General features: G+C 65.1%; 14 protein-coding genes. 3 read left to right on the plus strand and 11 right to left on the minus strand.

The genetic code is table 11. From position 1 onward, the window contains the following. Nucleotides 1-184: 184 nt before the first annotated feature. Together MESOP_RS28735 and MESOP_RS28740 are read left to right on the plus strand one after the other, a co-directional pair. Nucleotides 185-1183: a serine hydrolase domain-containing protein gene (locus tag MESOP_RS28735; RefSeq protein WP_013896858.1), complete on the plus strand. Its 999-nt coding sequence runs from the start codon at nt 185-187 to the stop codon at nt 1181-1183. A gap of 10 nt (nt 1184-1193) precedes the next feature. Then, a complete protein-coding gene (locus MESOP_RS28740) occupies nt 1194-2309 on the plus strand; it encodes an anhydro-N-acetylmuramic acid kinase (protein WP_013896859.1) in 1116 nt (371 codons plus the stop codon). On the opposite strand, the gene MESOP_RS28745 is transcribed toward MESOP_RS28740, so the two are convergent. The 3 genes from MESOP_RS28745 to MESOP_RS28755 are packed head-to-tail and all read right to left on the minus strand — an operon-like array spanning nt 2306 to nt 6076. Then, a complete protein-coding gene (locus MESOP_RS28745) occupies nt 2306-2728 on the minus strand; it encodes a GNAT family N-acetyltransferase (protein ID WP_013896860.1) in 423 nt (140 codons plus the stop codon). The genes MESOP_RS28740 and MESOP_RS28745 overlap by 4 nt on opposite strands. 58 nt (nt 2729-2786) lie before the next feature. Then, nucleotides 2787-4178, minus strand: a complete 1392-nt coding sequence (locus MESOP_RS28750; protein WP_013896861.1) for a sigma-54-dependent transcriptional regulator — start codon at nt 4176-4178, stop codon at nt 2787-2789. Then, complete coding sequence (locus tag MESOP_RS28755; RefSeq protein ID WP_013896862.1) at nt 4175-6076, minus strand: sensor histidine kinase; 1902 nt, start codon at nt 6074-6076, stop codon at nt 4175-4177. Before MESOP_RS28755 ends, MESOP_RS28750 begins: the two co-directional genes overlap by 4 nt. A gap of 242 nt (nt 6077-6318) precedes the next feature. Between MESOP_RS28755 and MESOP_RS28760 the strand changes: the two genes are divergently transcribed. Continuing rightward, complete coding sequence (locus tag MESOP_RS28760) at nt 6319-7647, plus strand: dicarboxylate/amino acid:cation symporter (protein ID WP_013896863.1); 1329 nt, start codon at nt 6319-6321, stop codon at nt 7645-7647. Between the two features lie 117 nt (nt 7648-7764). Here MESOP_RS28760 and MESOP_RS28765 read toward each other — a convergent pair whose 3' ends face one another. The 8 genes from MESOP_RS28765 to MESOP_RS28800 form a co-directional block, all read right to left on the minus strand. Beyond that, nucleotides 7765-8784, minus strand: a complete 1020-nt coding sequence (locus tag MESOP_RS28765) for an ROK family protein (RefSeq protein ID WP_013896864.1) — start codon at nt 8782-8784, stop codon at nt 7765-7767. Further along, the gene (locus MESOP_RS28770; RefSeq protein ID WP_013896865.1) at nt 8781-9503 is read right to left on the minus strand and encodes a ribulose-phosphate 3-epimerase; all 723 of its coding nucleotides are present in this window, start codon (nt 9501-9503) and stop codon (nt 8781-8783) included. Before MESOP_RS28770 ends, MESOP_RS28765 begins: the two co-directional genes overlap by 4 nt. Then, nucleotides 9500-10333: an alpha/beta fold hydrolase gene (locus tag MESOP_RS28775; protein WP_013896866.1), complete on the minus strand. Its 834-nt coding sequence runs from the start codon at nt 10331-10333 to the stop codon at nt 9500-9502. The genes MESOP_RS28770 and MESOP_RS28775 overlap by 4 nt, the downstream gene beginning before the upstream one ends. Continuing rightward, a complete protein-coding gene (locus tag MESOP_RS28780; RefSeq protein WP_013896867.1) occupies nt 10333-11151 on the minus strand; it encodes a sugar phosphate isomerase/epimerase family protein in 819 nt (272 codons plus the stop codon). Before MESOP_RS28780 ends, MESOP_RS28775 begins: the two co-directional genes overlap by 1 nt. After that, the gene (locus tag MESOP_RS28785) at nt 11151-12227 is read right to left on the minus strand and encodes a Gfo/Idh/MocA family protein (RefSeq protein ID WP_013896868.1); all 1077 of its coding nucleotides are present in this window, start codon (nt 12225-12227) and stop codon (nt 11151-11153) included. Before MESOP_RS28785 ends, MESOP_RS28780 begins: the two co-directional genes overlap by 1 nt. 11 nt (nt 12228-12238) lie before the next feature. Continuing rightward, nucleotides 12239-13060 (minus strand): sugar phosphate isomerase/epimerase family protein, encoded by an 822-nt coding sequence (locus MESOP_RS28790; protein ID WP_013896869.1) that lies wholly within the window; start codon nt 13058-13060, stop codon nt 12239-12241. A gap of 100 nt (nt 13061-13160) precedes the next feature. Further along, nucleotides 13161-14003: a carbohydrate ABC transporter permease gene (locus MESOP_RS28795; protein WP_013896870.1), complete on the minus strand. Its 843-nt coding sequence runs from the start codon at nt 14001-14003 to the stop codon at nt 13161-13163. Nucleotides 14004-14008: 5 nt separating this feature from the next. Next, the gene (locus MESOP_RS28800; RefSeq protein ID WP_013896871.1) at nt 14009-14905 is read right to left on the minus strand and encodes a carbohydrate ABC transporter permease; all 897 of its coding nucleotides are present in this window, start codon (nt 14903-14905) and stop codon (nt 14009-14011) included. Nucleotides 14906-14925: the final 20 nt, after the last annotated feature.

A 14925-nucleotide genomic window follows, 5' to 3' on the forward strand; every position in this document is an offset into this window, starting at 1 on the left:
CCCCTCTGCCCTGCCGGGCATCTCCCCCGCAAGGGGGGAGATTGGATGTTGCATGGGCTTTCGCCAATCTTCAACGTTGGAAGGTTGGCGCAACATCAAAGCTGCCAATCTCCCCCCTTGCGGGGGAGATGTCCGGCAGGACAGAGGGGGGTGTGACGGATCGCGGCCTTTCAGGAGGCCAGCATTGAGCCCCTTCGCCCTACTCTTCGACCGAGCATTCCAACCACTGGAAGCGGCAGTAGCGGAGGGTCGCATCCCCGGCGGCGTGCTCGGCATTGTCGACGAAAATGGCGAACGCATCACCAGGGCAATCGGCTCCGCGCAGCTCGTGCCGAAGCAGCGATCGATGCATGTCGACACCTGGTTCGACCTGGCGTCGCTGACCAAAATCATCTTCACCACACCGCGCATCCTGGCGCTGGCGGAAGACGGCGTGATCGACCTCGACGCCCCGCTGATCTCCGTACTGCCGGACCTTCGCCAGTATGACGCGACGGCTTGGGAGCGGAAGGTGACGTTTCGCCAGTGCCTTGGCCATCAGACGCCGTTTCCGGCGGTCGAGCCGATCTACACTTACGGACGCGATCCGGAGCTGCTGCGTGCCTTCATCCTGCAGCGCGAATGGCGGGCTCGCGATCCTGTTTATTCCGACATCAATTTCATCCTGCTCGGCTTCGCGCTCGAGCGGCTGTCGGGCAAGACCATCCGCGACATCGACCCCGGCCCGGGATTTGCCTGGTCCGCGGAACCCGATGCGTCAGCCGCGACGGAGGACTGCACCTGGCGTCATCGCATGCTCTCCGGCGAGGTGCATGACGACAATTGCTCGGCGCTGCAAGGCGCGGGACATGCCGGCCTGTTCGGAACGGCGGCGTCGATACTCGATTTCGCGCAAGGGCTGCTGACCGGCGCTTCCGAACCTTCGACCACGCTGATGCGCACGCCCTTGTCAGCCACCCGCACGCATGGCTGGGAACGCCCCTATGCGGGCTGGTCCGGCGGCGCCTTGTGCAGCCCAGGGACCATCGGCCATACCGGCTTCACCGGCACGGGACTGTGGATCGATTTCGACGAGGGCAAGGCTTGGACCTTGCTCACCAACCGGATCCATCCGACACGTCATTTCGACAGTGGAATCGTTGCGCTTCGGCAAGCGGTCGGCGATCTCATCAACAGCGACTAAGGAAGCGACCATGGAACCAATCTGGGCCGTCGGCCTGATGACCGGCACCGTGCTTGACGGCAACATCGACGTCGCGCTGATCAAGACCGATGGCGAGCGCATCGACGATTTCGGCACCTACCGGCTGATGCCCTATCCCGCCTCGATCCGCGCCCTGCTGGAAGAGACGCTGACGGCGGCGCGGGCCTGGAATTTTGTCGGACCGGAACCGGCGATCTTCCGCGAGGCCGAGGAAGCGCTGACGCGCGCCCAGTCGGCGGCTGTCAAGGAATTGGTCGAAGGCTATGGCATGACGATGGCCGATATCGGCGTCGTCGGCTTCCACGGCCAGACGGTGCTGCATCGCGCGCCCCAGGCCGGAAAGCTCGGCCAGACCCGGCAGCTGGGTGACGGCGAACTCATGCACGCCTTGCTGGGCACCAAGGTCGCCTATGATTTCCGCTCGGCCGACATGCGCGCCGGCGGGCAAGGCGCGCCCCTCGCCGCCGCCTATCACACCGCGCTGATGCGCAGCGCCGGCGCCAGCGGCGAGGTGGCCGTGCTCAACCTCGGCGGCGTCGCCAACATCACCTGGTGGGACGGCGCCGACAATGTCGTCGCCTTCGACACCGGCCCCGCCAACGCGCCGCTCAACGATTTCATCAAGTCGAAGGGGCTCGGCGAAATGGACCGCGACGGCGCGCTCGGCCGTGCTGGCAAGGTCGACGAGGCCCGGCTCGCCAAGCTGCTGGAGCATCCTTATCTGACCAAGCCCTATCCAAAATCGCTGGACCGTTTCGATTTTGGCGCTGCGATGGCGGACGGGCTGGACGCCGAGGACGGCGCAGCCCTGCTCACCGCCTTCACTGCGGCGGCCGTCGGCAAGGCGCTCGACCTTTTGCCGAGCCGTCCGAAAAGGCTGGTGGTCAGCGGCGGCGGCCGTCACAACCCGACCATGATGGCAATGCTTGCCAGCCGCGCCGGCGTCGAGGTGGTGCAAGCGGAAAGCCTGGGATGGAGCGGCGACGCCGTCGAGGCCGAGTGTTTCGCCTTCCTGGCGGTGCGCGTCCTGCGCGGCCTGCCGATCAGCTTTCCGAGCACCACCGGCGCGCCGCAACCGATGCGCGGCGGAAAGCTCGCCGGTTAAGCCAGTTTCTTCTGCAGGAAGATGCGGCTGCGGCCGACCGGGAAATCGGCCAGCGTGCCGAAGGACTGGTAGCCCTGGCGCTGATAAACCTTGGCGGCGTTCGGATTGAAGGTGTCGATCCAGGCGTTCCTGCAGCCGCGTGCAACGGCTTCCTGTTCGGCCGCGTCCAGCATCTGGCCTGCCATGTGCTGGCCGCGCAGCCTTTCGTCGACCCACAGCCACTGCACGTAAAGCCAGCCCCAGGCCGTGTAGCCCGAGATGCCGGCGACGACGGCTCCGTTCTCGTCGCGCACGAACACCGCCACGGCTTTCCTTTCGGAAGCCCCGACATCGCCGTCGTTGAACGCAGCCAGGCGCTCGCCGAGAAAGGCGAGCTCTTCCGGCAAGGGGTTCGCCGTCGTTTCAAGTGTCGTGTTCATGGCTCTGTCCGGAATGCAGCTGGCTAGGAATGAAGCGTTGCGAAGGGCGAGGCAATATTTACGTCTGTGCACGAACCGAGTGTTGATCCGGGTCGCCGCCGTTGCGGAAGTCCGACGCGGCAATGCCATAGCGCTTGAGCTTGTCGTAGAAAGTCTTGCGCGGCACGCCGAGCGCGTCGATGGCGCCGCGTACGTCACCGCCATGATCGCGCAGGGCCTCGCGGATGAGCTGCGCCTCGTAGTGGCCGACCCGTTCGGCCAGCGCGGCCGCCGGCTCCAGCGATCGCGGGGAAGCCGCCTTCGCTTCATCGTCCGGGCCGAGGCCGAGCGCGACGCGATCGGCGAAATGGGCGAGTTCGCGCACATTACCGGGCCAGGCATGCGACTGGAGATGATCGCTCACTGCGGCATTCACCCTGGCGACCGGCCGGCCGAAGCGTTCGGCGGCCTTGCCTAGGAAATGACCGAACAGCATCGGGATGTCGCCGCGCCGCTCGCGCAGCGGCGGGATGCGCAGCGTCACCACGTTGAGGCGAAAATAGAGATCCTCGCGAAAATCGCCGCGCTGGTCCGACTGGCCGAGATCGACCTTGGTCGCCGCGACGACCCTCAGATCGATGCGCCGGACATCATTCGAGCCGAGCGGGGTGAGGCTGCGCGTTTCGAGCACCCGCAGCAGCTTGACCTGCAGGGCCGGCGGCATGGATTCGATCTCGTCGAGGAACAGCGTGCCGCCGCTGGAATGCTCGATACGGCCGATGCGCCGCCGCTGCGCGCCGGTGAAGGCGCCCGCCTCATGGCCGAACAGCTCGCTTTCGATGACGGTCTCCGGCAGAGCGCCACAGTTCAGCGCCACGAAGGGTTTCGCCCGGCGCCGGCCCCACCGGTGCAACAGGTCCGCCACCACCTCCTTGCCGGTCCCGGTCTCCCCTTCCACCAGCACGTCGACATCCATGTCGGCGATCTGGCGCAAGGTTTCGCGCAGCCGGCTGATGGCTGGCGCTTCGCCGATCAGCGGCAGGCCGTCGGCGGCCTGGGCCGCGGCTTCGCGCAGCCGCCGGTTCTCGATCACCAGCCGCCGCTTCTCGCTCGCCCGTCTCAATGCCTCGACCAGACGATCGCCGGCATAGGGCTTCGGGATAAAATCGTAGACACCGTCCTTGAGCGCGGCCACCGCAAGATCGACGTCGCCATGCCCGGTGACCAGGATCACCGGTATGTCGGGATCGATCGCCTTGATGCGGTCGAACAGTTGCAGCCCGTTCATGCCGGGCATGCGGATGTCGCTGACGACCACGCCGTCGAAGTCCCGGTCGACGACAGCAAGCGCTGCCTCGGCCGTCTTGAGCGCGACCACCGTGAAGCCGGCAAGATCGAGCAATTGCGTGGTGGCGTGAAGCAGGTCGGCATCGTCGTCGACGAGCGCCACCAACCCTTGTTTCTGCGTCATTCGATCCGCCTCAAGTCGATGGTGAAGGATGCGCCGGTGCCATTGCCGGGGCCGCTGTCGCTGCCGCGATCGAGCCGCAGCGTGCCGCCCAACTCCTGGGCGATCTCCTGCGAGATCACCAGCCCCAGCCCAAGCCCCTTCTCCTTGGTGGTCTGGAACGGCATGAACAGATTGCCGGCCGCTTCAGGACCGAGGCCGGGACCGTTGTCGCGCACCGAAATCAACACCCGGTCGTCCCGCTCGGCGAGTTCGATCTCGATGCGGGGATCGGGCCGATCCTTCATTGCGTCCAGCGCATTCTGCAACAAATTGACCAGGATCTGCTCGAGCCGGATACGACTCGCCATGACCATCGGCGAGGCGTTGCCGAGCGGCTTGACGATGGTGACGCCGGAATCGCGGATACGGCCCGACAGAAGCGACAGCGCGCCGTCGATCGCCTCGCGCACCGGCAAGGGCGAGGCGGCGACACCGGGCCGGCGGGCGAAGGTGCGCAGTGTGTTGGTGATGGCGCCGATGCGTTCGGTCATCGAGACGATCAATGTCAGATTGCCGCTCGCCGGTTCTGTTTTGCCGGTTTCGAGAAAGCGGCCGGCATTCTCGGCATAGGTACGGATCGCGGCGACCGGCTGGTTGATCTCATGCGCCACGCCGGCGGCTATCTGGCCGAGGATGGAAAGACGGTTGGCCTGGGCGAGATCGTCGCGCAGCCGGCGGACCTTGGCTTCGGCGCTCTCACGCTCGGAGATTTCCTCGGCGAGTGCCGTGTTGGAGCGCGTCAGCTCGGCCGTCCGGGTGCTGACCCGGCTTTCGAGCTCTGCATTCATGCGCGCCAAGGCCTCCTGCCGCAACCGGCGCGTACGGCGGCGCCGGGTGAGCACGTAGACAAGCAAGCCTGTCAGCAACAGCCCCAGCAGCGTCGTCAGGCGCGCCGTGTTGGCGGCGGACGAGAGGGCGGCATCGGCCGGCGTCAGCAGCCAGAGGCGCCAGCCGGGGACCGCACCGGGCAGATCCTGCACCACTTCGACGAACTGGCGCGATTTTCCAGAGCCGTCGATCGTCGCCAGGCCGTCACCGGCACCACGCCGTATCGGCAGTGGTTCGAAGGCCGCATCGGCCAGCTGAAGCTGCTCATGCGCGGCGGCCGTGGCGTCAGTGGAGAGCGGCGCCAGCGCATGAAAGCGCCATTCGGGCTGGCTGGTGGCCAGCACGACGCCGCGTTCGTCGGTGACGAAAACAAGGAAGCCGCTGGAGCGCCAATTGGCTTCGACGCCGTCGAGTTCGACCTTGAGCACCGCGACGCCAAGCGGCTTGCCGCCGTCGTCGACGCGGCTGGCCAGGTACAGACCGGGCTTGCCGCTGACCGTGCCAAGGCCATACTGGCTGGCGGCGCCCTTCGCCATCGCTTCCTGGAAATAGTGCCGAAAATTGTAGTCGATGCCGACAAAGCTCGCCGGCTCGCCGGCATTGCTGGCCGATATCGCGATGCCGGCCGTATCGATGACATAAATGGCGGACGCCGAGGCATCGCGGGCGATCGCCTTGAGCTTGTCGTTGAGCGCCGCTTCCTGCATCTTTCCGGCCCGGCGCAGCGCTCCGCGCACAGCATCGTCACGTGCCAGCACCAACGGCACCAGGCGCTGCTTCTCGATCTCCCCGGTCAGCGTGCCCGCCGCCAGCGGCAGGGCGGCAAGCGCTGTGTCGCGCAGATTGTCAGCCGCTTGGTCGGAAGCGATGCGGCCGGCAATGGCGATCGCGGCGGCCAGAACCGCAAGGGCAATGACGACGACAAGCCAGCGGCCATCGCGTAGCCGCACCGCTGCCTCGCGCAGCAAGTCACGGCCGAGGGTCCCAACGTTGCCGCTATCGGTGCCTGCTTCCGGCGCTGGCTTGTCCATTTGTCCTCGGGTCTTCGCCGCCACTGTAATGCGAAATTCCGCCCAGGCAAACGCTCCTTGTGCGGAAATCCGCACAGGCATTTGCCGAATGGCTGCGAACAACGCCCGAAATCCGGGGATTCCGGGCTCTCCCCCGTCTGGCACGGCGCTTGCAAAACTCTCTCCAGCGGCGTGCGACCGGAGCGCCGCGATGGGAGAAGTCACGCAGGGCGGGTTCCGTCCATCCGGCCAGGGAGAGTTCGATGCACATCGCAGATCAATCGGGCGCGCCTGCCGCGCAGCGCAAGCCCCTTTATGCCCAACTCTACGTGCAGGTTCTGGTGGCGATCACCGTCGGCATCCTGCTCGGCCACTATTATCCGTCGATCGGCGAGAGCATGAAGCCGCTCGGCGACGCCTTCATCAAGCTGGTCAAGATGATCATCGCCCCGGTCATCTTCCTGACGGTGGCGACCGGCATCGCCGGCATGAGCGACCTGCAGAAGGTCGGGCGCGTCGCCGGCAAGGCGATGCTCTATTTCCTCACCTTCTCGACGCTGGCGCTGATCATCGGCCTTGTCGTGGCCAATGTCGTGCAGCCAGGCGCCGGCTTCAACATCGATCCGGCGACGCTCGATGCCTCGACCGTCAACACCTATGCCGCCAAGGCGCATGACCAGTCGGTCACCGGCTTCCTGATGAACATCATTCCAGGCACGATCGTCGGCGCCTTTGCCGATGGCGACATATTGCAGGTGCTGTTCTTCTCGGTGCTGTTCGGCATCGCGCTGGCGCTGGTCGGCGACCGCGGCGCGCCGGTGCTCAACTTCCTGCAGGCGCTGATGGCGCCGATGTTCAAGCTGGTCAGCGTGCTGATGAAGGCAGCCCCCATCGGTGCGTTCGGCGCCATGGCCTTCACCATCGGCAAATATGGCATCGGCTCGGTCATCAACCTCGCCATGCTGGTCGGCACCTTCTACGCGACGTCGCTGCTGTTCGTGTTCGTCGTGCTGGGCGCGGTCTGCCGCTACAATGGGTTCTCCATCCTGTCGCTGCTTCGCTACATCAAGGAAGAGCTGCTTCTGGTGCTCGGCACCTCCTCGTCGGAGGCCGCGCTCCCCTCGCTGATGGAAAAGATGGAAAAGGCCGGAGCCAAGCGCTCGGTGGTCGGGCTGGTCATTCCGACCGGCTATTCCTTCAACCTCGACGGCACCAACATCTACATGACGCTGGCGGCGCTGTTCATCGCGCAGGCAACGAACATCCATTTGTCGATCGGCGACCAGATCTTGCTGCTGCTGGTGGCAATGCTTTCCTCGAAGGGCGCCGCCGGCATCACCGGGGCGGGCTTCATCACGCTGGCCGCGACGCTTTCGGTGGTGCCTTCGGTGCCGGTCGCCGGCATGGCGCTGATCCTCGGCGTCGACCGTTTCATGTCGGAGTGCCGGGCGCTGACCAATTTCGTCGGCAACGCCGTCGCCACGCTGGTGGTCGCCCGCTGGGAAGGCGAACTCGACGAGGCCAAGCTGGCAAGAGCATTGGCTGGAACAGCCGACGACAGCCTGCCGGCAGATATCGTTCCCGCAGAGTAATCCGCAGTCGTTTAGAAATGTCGATGGCCGGAGGCATCGCTGCCTCCGGCCATTTTCATGCGCTGGCGATGTCAGGCGGTTTTGCCGTGCGGCGCGAGCACTCCGCGCAGCTTGAGCTCAGCCCTTGAAGTCCCTCCTGATGTCCGGAAAGGTGCTTGGACCGACAGGCATGCGCGCCGCCAGGCTGCCATCATCGAACAGGACAAGGCTGGCCGCGCCAACCAGCCCGGCGTGGCGGCCGAGCTGGGCCTCGACAACCGGCACGTCACGGTAGGCGCGCATGGCGCGCTGCCGGATGGTCGCTTCGATGACGGGCGCCATCAGGTCGAGGCCGTTGGCGATGCCGCCGCCTACAACCAGCACGTCGGGCGAATAGAGATGCAGGAGATTGGTGAAGCCGACGCCGAGCCAGCGCGCCTCCTCCTCGAGCAAGGCCACAGCGAGGTCATCCTGCAGCCGCGCGGCCTCGACCACGTGGCGGCCCGTCACCTCGGCGTTGGCCGAGAGGCGGCGCAGCGTCGAGCCGTCCCAGGGAGCCGTCGCGGCGTCGGCGCGGCGGCCGAGCGCGGTTCCCGAGGCGATAGCCTCGAAGCAGCCGACAACACCGCAGACGCAGCGTTCGCCCTCATTGGTGATGGTCATGTGGCCGATCTCGGCCGCAAGACCGCGGCGGCCGTGCAGGATGCGCCCGTCGACCACGACGCCGCCACCGATGCCGGTCGACACCGTGACGAACACCAGCGAACGCGCGCCGTGGCCGGCGCCGAAGCGCCATTCGCCGAGCGCTGCCGCGTTAGCGTCGTTCTCCAGCCGCACCGGCAGGCCGAGCCGGCGCTCGAGGATGTCGGCCAGCGGCACGTCCTGCCAGCCGGCGAGTGTCGGCGGCCCGACCGCGATGCCGGCCAGCGGATCGAGCGGCCCGGGCGCACCGACGCCGACACCGACAATGGCGAGCCCAGGGGCCTCGGCATGAACGGTCGCGGCCAGCGCCTCGATCTGGCCGATCACCACATCGGGGCCGGCCTGCGCCTGCGTCGGCACGGCCGAAAAGGCCAGGATCTTGCCGTCACGGTCGACCAGCGCGGCACGAAGCTCGGTGCCACCAAGATCGATCGCGAGAGCGGCTTCGCTGCTCATGCGGCGACCTTCAGCCCATGCAGCCAGGCAATGCGGCCGGCCAGATCCTTGTCGCCAAAAGCGAGCGAACCCAGAACCACGGTCTCGGCCCCGGCGGCACGCAGCAAGGGCCCGGTCTCGTGGCGGATGCCACCGTCGGCGGCAAGCACCACGGCAGCCTCGCGACCAGCCTTCCTCAGAATCGCACGGGCAGCGCGCAGCCGGTCGCAGGCTTTCTCAGACAGGCTCTGGCCCTTGACGCCGATCGCGGTGCCGAGCAGCGTGACGAAGGCGATCTCGGAGACGAACGGCGTCACCGCCTCGACCGGTGTCTCCAGCCTGAGCACGACGCCGGCTTCGGCACCGAGTTCACGGGCCAACCGCACGGCGCGCAATCCCGCCTCGCCGTTTTCGGCGTGGACGCTGATCATGTCGGCGCCGGCCTCGATGAACTGCCGTGTCTGCGCCTCGACGATACCGGCATCGACCATCAGATGGACGTGGATGGGTTTCGCCGTCAGCTTGGCGATGCGGGCGACGAGATCGGGAAAGAACAGGAAAGATGGCGCGAAATGACCATCCGCCACATCGACGTGGTGAAGGTCGACATAGGGCTCGATCCGCCTGAGATCGCTCTCGATATTGGCGAGGTCGGCGGACCACGATGAGAATTCGGCGATCATGCGGTCGCGCGGCAATGCGGCGATGGCGGCCGGGCCAGAGAGTGGTTTCGAGATCATGATGGGTCCTGGTTGTTGAAATTCATGTCGAGAAAGCCGCCGATGGCGGCACGGATCTCAGCGAAATGGCGGTCCTTGTCGGTCGCCTTTGGTGTCACTTCGGCGAAGATCGCGTTGGGGATGATCTCAGCGAGCTCGCGGGCGGTCGCCAAGGGATGGACGAGATCGAGGCCGCAGCCGATGACGAGCGTCGGGACGGCAAGCGCGCTAGCGGCAGCCCGCGAAACGCCAGGCCCATCGGCTGCGATCGCCTGCATCACCTCGGCGAAGACGGTGGCGTTTTCACGCTCGAAGAAGCCGAGCAGCGAGGCGAGATTATCCGGCGCCTCGCTGCGAAAGCGAGCCGCAGTCGCGGAGGTTGCGAAGGCGTCGCGCGCCTCATCGAGCGGACGGTCGTGGATGAGTTGCGCCACCTCCGCGTAGGCGCGCATGTTTTGCGGCGCCGCGTCGAAGGCCCAGGCAGGCCGCACCAGCACCAAACCAAGGACACGGTCGGGGTGGCGAGAGGCCAGCTGCAGCGTGATCGCCGCGCCCATCGAGATGCCGCCGGCGACGAAACGGTCGAGGCCGGCCGCATCGGCGGCGGCCAGCACGTCGTCGGCGAACATCGCGATCGAGAACGGGCGTTTGCCGCCCACGCCGGAATCGCCATGGGCACGGCATTCGACGGTCAGCCGGCGGTATGATGGTTGGTCAGGAAAATTCTGTGCCACCTGATTGGCATCGCCGCCGAGACCATGCTGGGAGATAACGGGAAGCCCGCCCTGCCCTGTATCGAAAACACGAAGCGCGGCATCATCGCGAAGCATGATCGTCGGCGCCGCGCCCATCAAAGCAGCCCGCGCAGGAAGGCAGCGACGCCGGGAGCTTCGTCGGCAGACAGCCCATGAGTGACGAGCGCCCCGTCGAAGCCCACGGCCTTCAGCCGCGCGGTGAAATCCGGGAAATCGACGATGCCTTGCCCTGCCGTGGCGAAGCGGCCGTCACCATGCCGGTCCTTGGCGTGCGCCATGGCGATGTGGCCCGCCGCCTCATCGATCGCGGCGGCGACGATGGCACGTGCTTCGTCGGGGCTCGCGTGTTCGAACAGGTTCGCCGGATCGAGCACGATCTTGAGGTGCCTGGAGCCCATGTCGACAATCAGCCGTGTTGCATCCTTGGCCGAGGTGACGATGTTGGCCTGCTCGGGCTCGATGCCGAGATCGACGCCGGCGGTCTCGGCCAGCGCCAGCGCCTTCGCCATCTCAGCAGCCATGTCCGACCAGGCAGCCGGGGTGGCATTGTCGGGGTGATAGGCCCATTGATCGGCAGCGTTGCGCGAGCCGGTGCAGAGTGTCACCAGCGGAATGCCGAGGGCGGCGGCCGTCTCGATGACGACGGCAAGACGGCGAAGACCGTCGTCGCGCACAGTCTTGTCGGGATGCGCCATGTTGTAGGTGCCCGAGAGTGCAGCGAGCAAAACGCCTGACGTTTGCGCGCCGACCCGGATGTTCGCAACAGCATCCGCCGGCACGGCATCGGGCATCGACGGCAGGCCGGCGCAGGCGAGATTGAACTGCGTCGTCTCATAGCCCGCTTGCCGCACCGCCGTTAGCACGGCGGCCGGCTCGGTGCCGGCAAACGTCTTGGCGAAAATGCCGAGATGCATCAGACCGCACCCGAAACCGAGGCGAGCTCGACCCGTTCGCCAGTTTCCACCGAGCGGGCAATGGCGACCATGGCGCGGATCGAGGCGATGCCGTCGTCGACATTGGCGCCGCGCATCGGGGCACCATTCAGCACCGTGTCGGCGAGGCCCTCCAGCTGGCGGCGGAAGAAATGGCCGTCGGCGCCAAGCGGTTTTCGCGCGGTCGCGTCCTTCTCATGGAAGATGTCGACCTCGCTGGCGCGGAAATACCAGGGGTTGAATGTCTTGGCGATGACAGAGCCGTTCTCGCCATAAAGCTGAAAACCCTCGTGCCAATCCATGCGCACGGCGACGGTGAGGTCGAGATGGCCGAGCGCACCGCTGGCGAATTCGGTTTCGACGAACCAGCAATAGGCGCCGAAGCGCTCGTTGAGGCGCGCGCGGACGGCAGTGATCTCGCCACAAAGGAAACGTGCCGTATCGACGAGATGCGAGCCGTGCGCCAGCATGAAATATTGCCTGAGATCAGCCTTTGGATTGCCCGCCGGCTTCTTCGCCAGCTTGCTGGTGACCGGCAGCGGCTGAATGGCGTCGGTGTTGGTGTAGCGATGGGTCGAATCGCAGTACCAGGCCTTCAGCGCCAGCACCTCGCCCATCTCGTCGCGGACGAAGTCGCGCGCGGCCTCCAGCGCCGGGTCGAAGCGCTTCATGTGCCCGACCTGCAGCACCTTGCCCGAGCGCCTGACCGCCTGCGCCAGCGCCTCGCCTTCCTCGACCGAGGTACCGATCGGCTTTTCGCAGAGAACATGCTTGCCGGCGTCGAGCGCCTTGATCGACATCGGCACGTGATAGGCATCCGACGTGGCGACGATCACCGCTTCCAGTTCAGGATCGGCGAGCATGGCGTCATAGTCGGCATAGATCTTTTGCGGTTCGTAGGTGGCGCCCATGCGGGCGAGCAGATCGGGGGCCGCGTCGCAGATGGCGTAAAGGTCGGCGTTCCCGGCCTTCACGCAGGATTGCAGATGCGCGAACTGCGCGATGGGGCCGCAGCCGAGCACACCGACCCTGAGGCGTCTGTCTTGTTTCTTGATCATCGTCTCGTTCTTCAGGCGCCGTAGCCGCGCATTGTCTGTCGGTTGGTCTTGACCGCGCCGGCGGGATCGGCGGCGGCGGTGTCGGATTCCTCTTCGAGCACCAGCCAGCCGTTGAAGCGCGGCGCGGTGCCGGCAATCTCGATCACTTGGGCGGTGTCGCAGACGCCCTTGCCGAGCATTGCCCAGGTGCCGTTGGCATCGACGTCCTTCAAATGGATGTAACGGATGCGGTCGCGGTAGGTGCGCAGCGTGTCGGCCATGTCCTTGTGGCCACGCAGGATGTGGCCGGTATCAGGCACCCAGCCGACCAGATCGGGGTCGAGAAGCGCGAAGATCGTGTCGTAGTCGGCGCGATCGAACAGCAGCGTGTTGTGGTGCGAGCTCGGATGCACCGCGACCTGGACGCCGGCCTTGCGTCCAAGTTCGCCGGCCTTGTTGTAGACTTCGGCGGCGATGGCGAACTTGCCGCCACGCGGACCGTCGGACACGACGGTCGCCGACCCCATCGACACCAGTGCGCCCGGAAAGGCGGCGGCGAAATCGATCCAGCGTTTGGCAGTTTCGAGATCGGCGCCGATCTTCTCTTTCAACGTAAAGCCACTGTCCGAGCCAAAGGCGAAGGAGACCAGCGTCAGGCCGGACGACCTCAGCGCGGCGGCGAACTCCGACGGCTTGCCGGCATAGCGGCCGATCATGGTATCGGTGATCTCGATGCCGGCATAACCGCCATCGGCGATCGCCTTCAGCAGATCGTCGGGGCCGCCGGTGAACCGGTCTCCCAGCATTTCCCAGGTGAAGGTCTGGCAGCCGACTTTGAGGTCTTTCACGTTCATCCTTTCATTCCTTGATATTCCTTGATGCGCCTTGCGTCAGCCGTTCGATGATGTGGCGCTGATACGCGAGGGCCCGCTCCTTCTCCTCGGGAAGGGCATCCTACTTGACCGAGCCCGCGGTCATGCCGGCGAGGAAGTACCTCTGGGCAACGAGGTAGATGAGCAAGAGCGGCAGCGAGCCGAGCACGCTCATCGCCATCATCTGGTTCCATTCGAAGGCGTGCTGGCCCATCAACAGCTGGATGCCGATCGGGACGGTGCGCATGGACGTCGACTTCGTCAGCGTCAGCGCAAAGAGAAATTCGTTCCAGCACAGCAGGAAGGTGTAGACCGACGTCGCCACGATGCCAGGCAGTGAGATCGGGACGATCACCCGCCAAAGCGCTGTCCAACTGGTGCCGCCATCGACAGCCACGGCTTCATCGAGATCGCGGGGCAAGGTGTTCAGATATCCCGTCATCAGCAGGATCGCGTACGGCAGCGTAAACACCAGGTAAGTCAGGATCAGCGCGACGTAGGTATCAAAGATACCGTATGAGACGACAAGCCCGAAGAAGGGGATCAAAAGTGTGATCGGCGGAATCGTCTGCGTGCTGATGATGATTGTGTTCAGGCTGCCCTTGCCGCGGAAGTTGAAGCGGCTGAACCCGTAGGCCGCCAGCAAGGCGATCAGCACCGTCAGCACGGTCACCGCTCCCGCCACGAAATAGCTGTTGAAGAAGAAGCGCAGCTTTACCGGGTCGCCAAGGATGGCTGCATAGGCTTCCAGGGTGAAGGCCTTTGGCAGGATGGTTGGCGGCAGGGCAAAGATTTCGGTATTCGATTTGAACGAACTGCTCAGCATCCAGTAGATCGGGAACGCCGCGAAAAAGAGCCCCGCTGCAAGCGCTGCATGGAGCGCGACGGTGATCAGCCTGTCTTTCGGCGTATGCCTTTTCCTCATGGTAACTACCGAGCCTTTTGATAGCGAATGTAGAACAGCGTCAGGCCGAGAGAGATCAACAAGATGACCACGGCGCTCGCCGAAGCTTGCGACAGGTTGTAGCTCGAAAACGCCAGCTTGTACGTGTAGGTGCTGAGGACCTCGGTCGAGTAGATCGGGCCACCGCCTGTCGTTATCCAGATCAACGGGAAGACCTGCATGGTCCAGATGAAGTCGAGCAGCGAGATGCTGATGATGATCGGCATCAGCTGCGGGATGGTGATGAAGATGAGCTTCTGGTAGGCCTTCGCCCCGTCGATATCGGCCGCCTCGTAGAAATCCTTGGGAATGCCCTGCAGGCCCGCGAGCAGGCTGACCATGAAGAGCGGATAGCCCGCCCAGATATTGGCGAAGGTGACGGCGTGCAGCGCGGTCTCGGGCGAGGAAAACCATTCGACCTTGGAACCGATGATGCCGAGTTGCATGAGAATGCTGTTCACGACACCGTTCGGCTCAAGCAGGAGGCGCCAGATCACGGCGATAATCACCGCGGTGAACAGCCAGGGCAGTATGTAGAGCACGCGCAGGATATTGCGCAGCGTCGGATTGATGCGGTCGCTGTTCAGCATGAGCGCGAAGACCATGCCGATGGTCATGTGGAAAATGACACTCATGCATGTGAAGTAGAGCGTGTGCCACAGCGAAGCCCAGAACACCGGGTCGTCGAAGATCGCCTGGTAGTGTTTCAGTCCGGCAAAGGATGGGTCACGACGCAGCACCGCGCTGTTCTGGAACGAGTAGGCAATCACCGTCACCATCGGCAGCAGCATCAGAAGCCCGATTATGAGCAGCGAGGGCGACAGATAGAGGTAGGGTGCGACCGCTCGTTTCAGCTTGTGGTGGGAGCGCTTTTGCCGGGTCATGTGCCAACCTTGGGATACGC

It is taken from the genome of Mesorhizobium opportunistum WSM2075, from assembly GCF_000176035.2.
Classification (GTDB): domain Bacteria; phylum Pseudomonadota; class Alphaproteobacteria; order Rhizobiales; family Rhizobiaceae; genus Mesorhizobium; species Mesorhizobium opportunistum.

Excerpts from the sequence above, each read along its gene's own strand:
- MESOP_RS28740 (WP_013896859.1), top strand. The coding sequence starts at position 1,194 with ATGGAACCAATCTGGGCCGTCGGCCTGATGACCGGCACCGTGCTTGAC.
- MESOP_RS28745 (WP_013896860.1), bottom strand. The coding sequence starts at position 2,728 with ATGAACACGACACTTGAAACGACGGCGAACCCCTTGCCGGAAGAGCTC.
- MESOP_RS28750 (WP_013896861.1), bottom strand. The coding sequence starts at position 4,178 with ATGACGCAGAAACAAGGGTTGGTGGCGCTCGTCGACGACGATGCCGAC.
- MESOP_RS28755 (WP_013896862.1), bottom strand. The coding sequence starts at position 6,076 with ATGGACAAGCCAGCGCCGGAAGCAGGCACCGATAGCGGCAACGTTGGG.
- MESOP_RS28760 (WP_013896863.1), top strand. The coding sequence starts at position 6,319 with ATGCACATCGCAGATCAATCGGGCGCGCCTGCCGCGCAGCGCAAGCCC.
- MESOP_RS28765 (WP_013896864.1), bottom strand. The coding sequence starts at position 8,784 with ATGAGCAGCGAAGCCGCTCTCGCGATCGATCTTGGTGGCACCGAGCTT.
- MESOP_RS28770 (WP_013896865.1), bottom strand. The coding sequence starts at position 9,503 with ATGATCTCGAAACCACTCTCTGGCCCGGCCGCCATCGCCGCATTGCCG.
- MESOP_RS28775 (WP_013896866.1), bottom strand. The coding sequence starts at position 10,333 with ATGGGCGCGGCGCCGACGATCATGCTTCGCGATGATGCCGCGCTTCGT.
- MESOP_RS28780 (WP_013896867.1), bottom strand. The coding sequence starts at position 11,151 with ATGCATCTCGGCATTTTCGCCAAGACGTTTGCCGGCACCGAGCCGGCC.
- MESOP_RS28785 (WP_013896868.1), bottom strand. The coding sequence starts at position 12,227 with ATGATCAAGAAACAAGACAGACGCCTCAGGGTCGGTGTGCTCGGCTGC.
- MESOP_RS28790 (WP_013896869.1), bottom strand. The coding sequence starts at position 13,060 with ATGAACGTGAAAGACCTCAAAGTCGGCTGCCAGACCTTCACCTGGGAA.
- MESOP_RS28795 (WP_013896870.1), bottom strand. The coding sequence starts at position 14,003 with ATGAGGAAAAGGCATACGCCGAAAGACAGGCTGATCACCGTCGCGCTC.
- MESOP_RS28800 (WP_013896871.1), bottom strand. The coding sequence starts at position 14,905 with ATGACCCGGCAAAAGCGCTCCCACCACAAGCTGAAACGAGCGGTCGCA.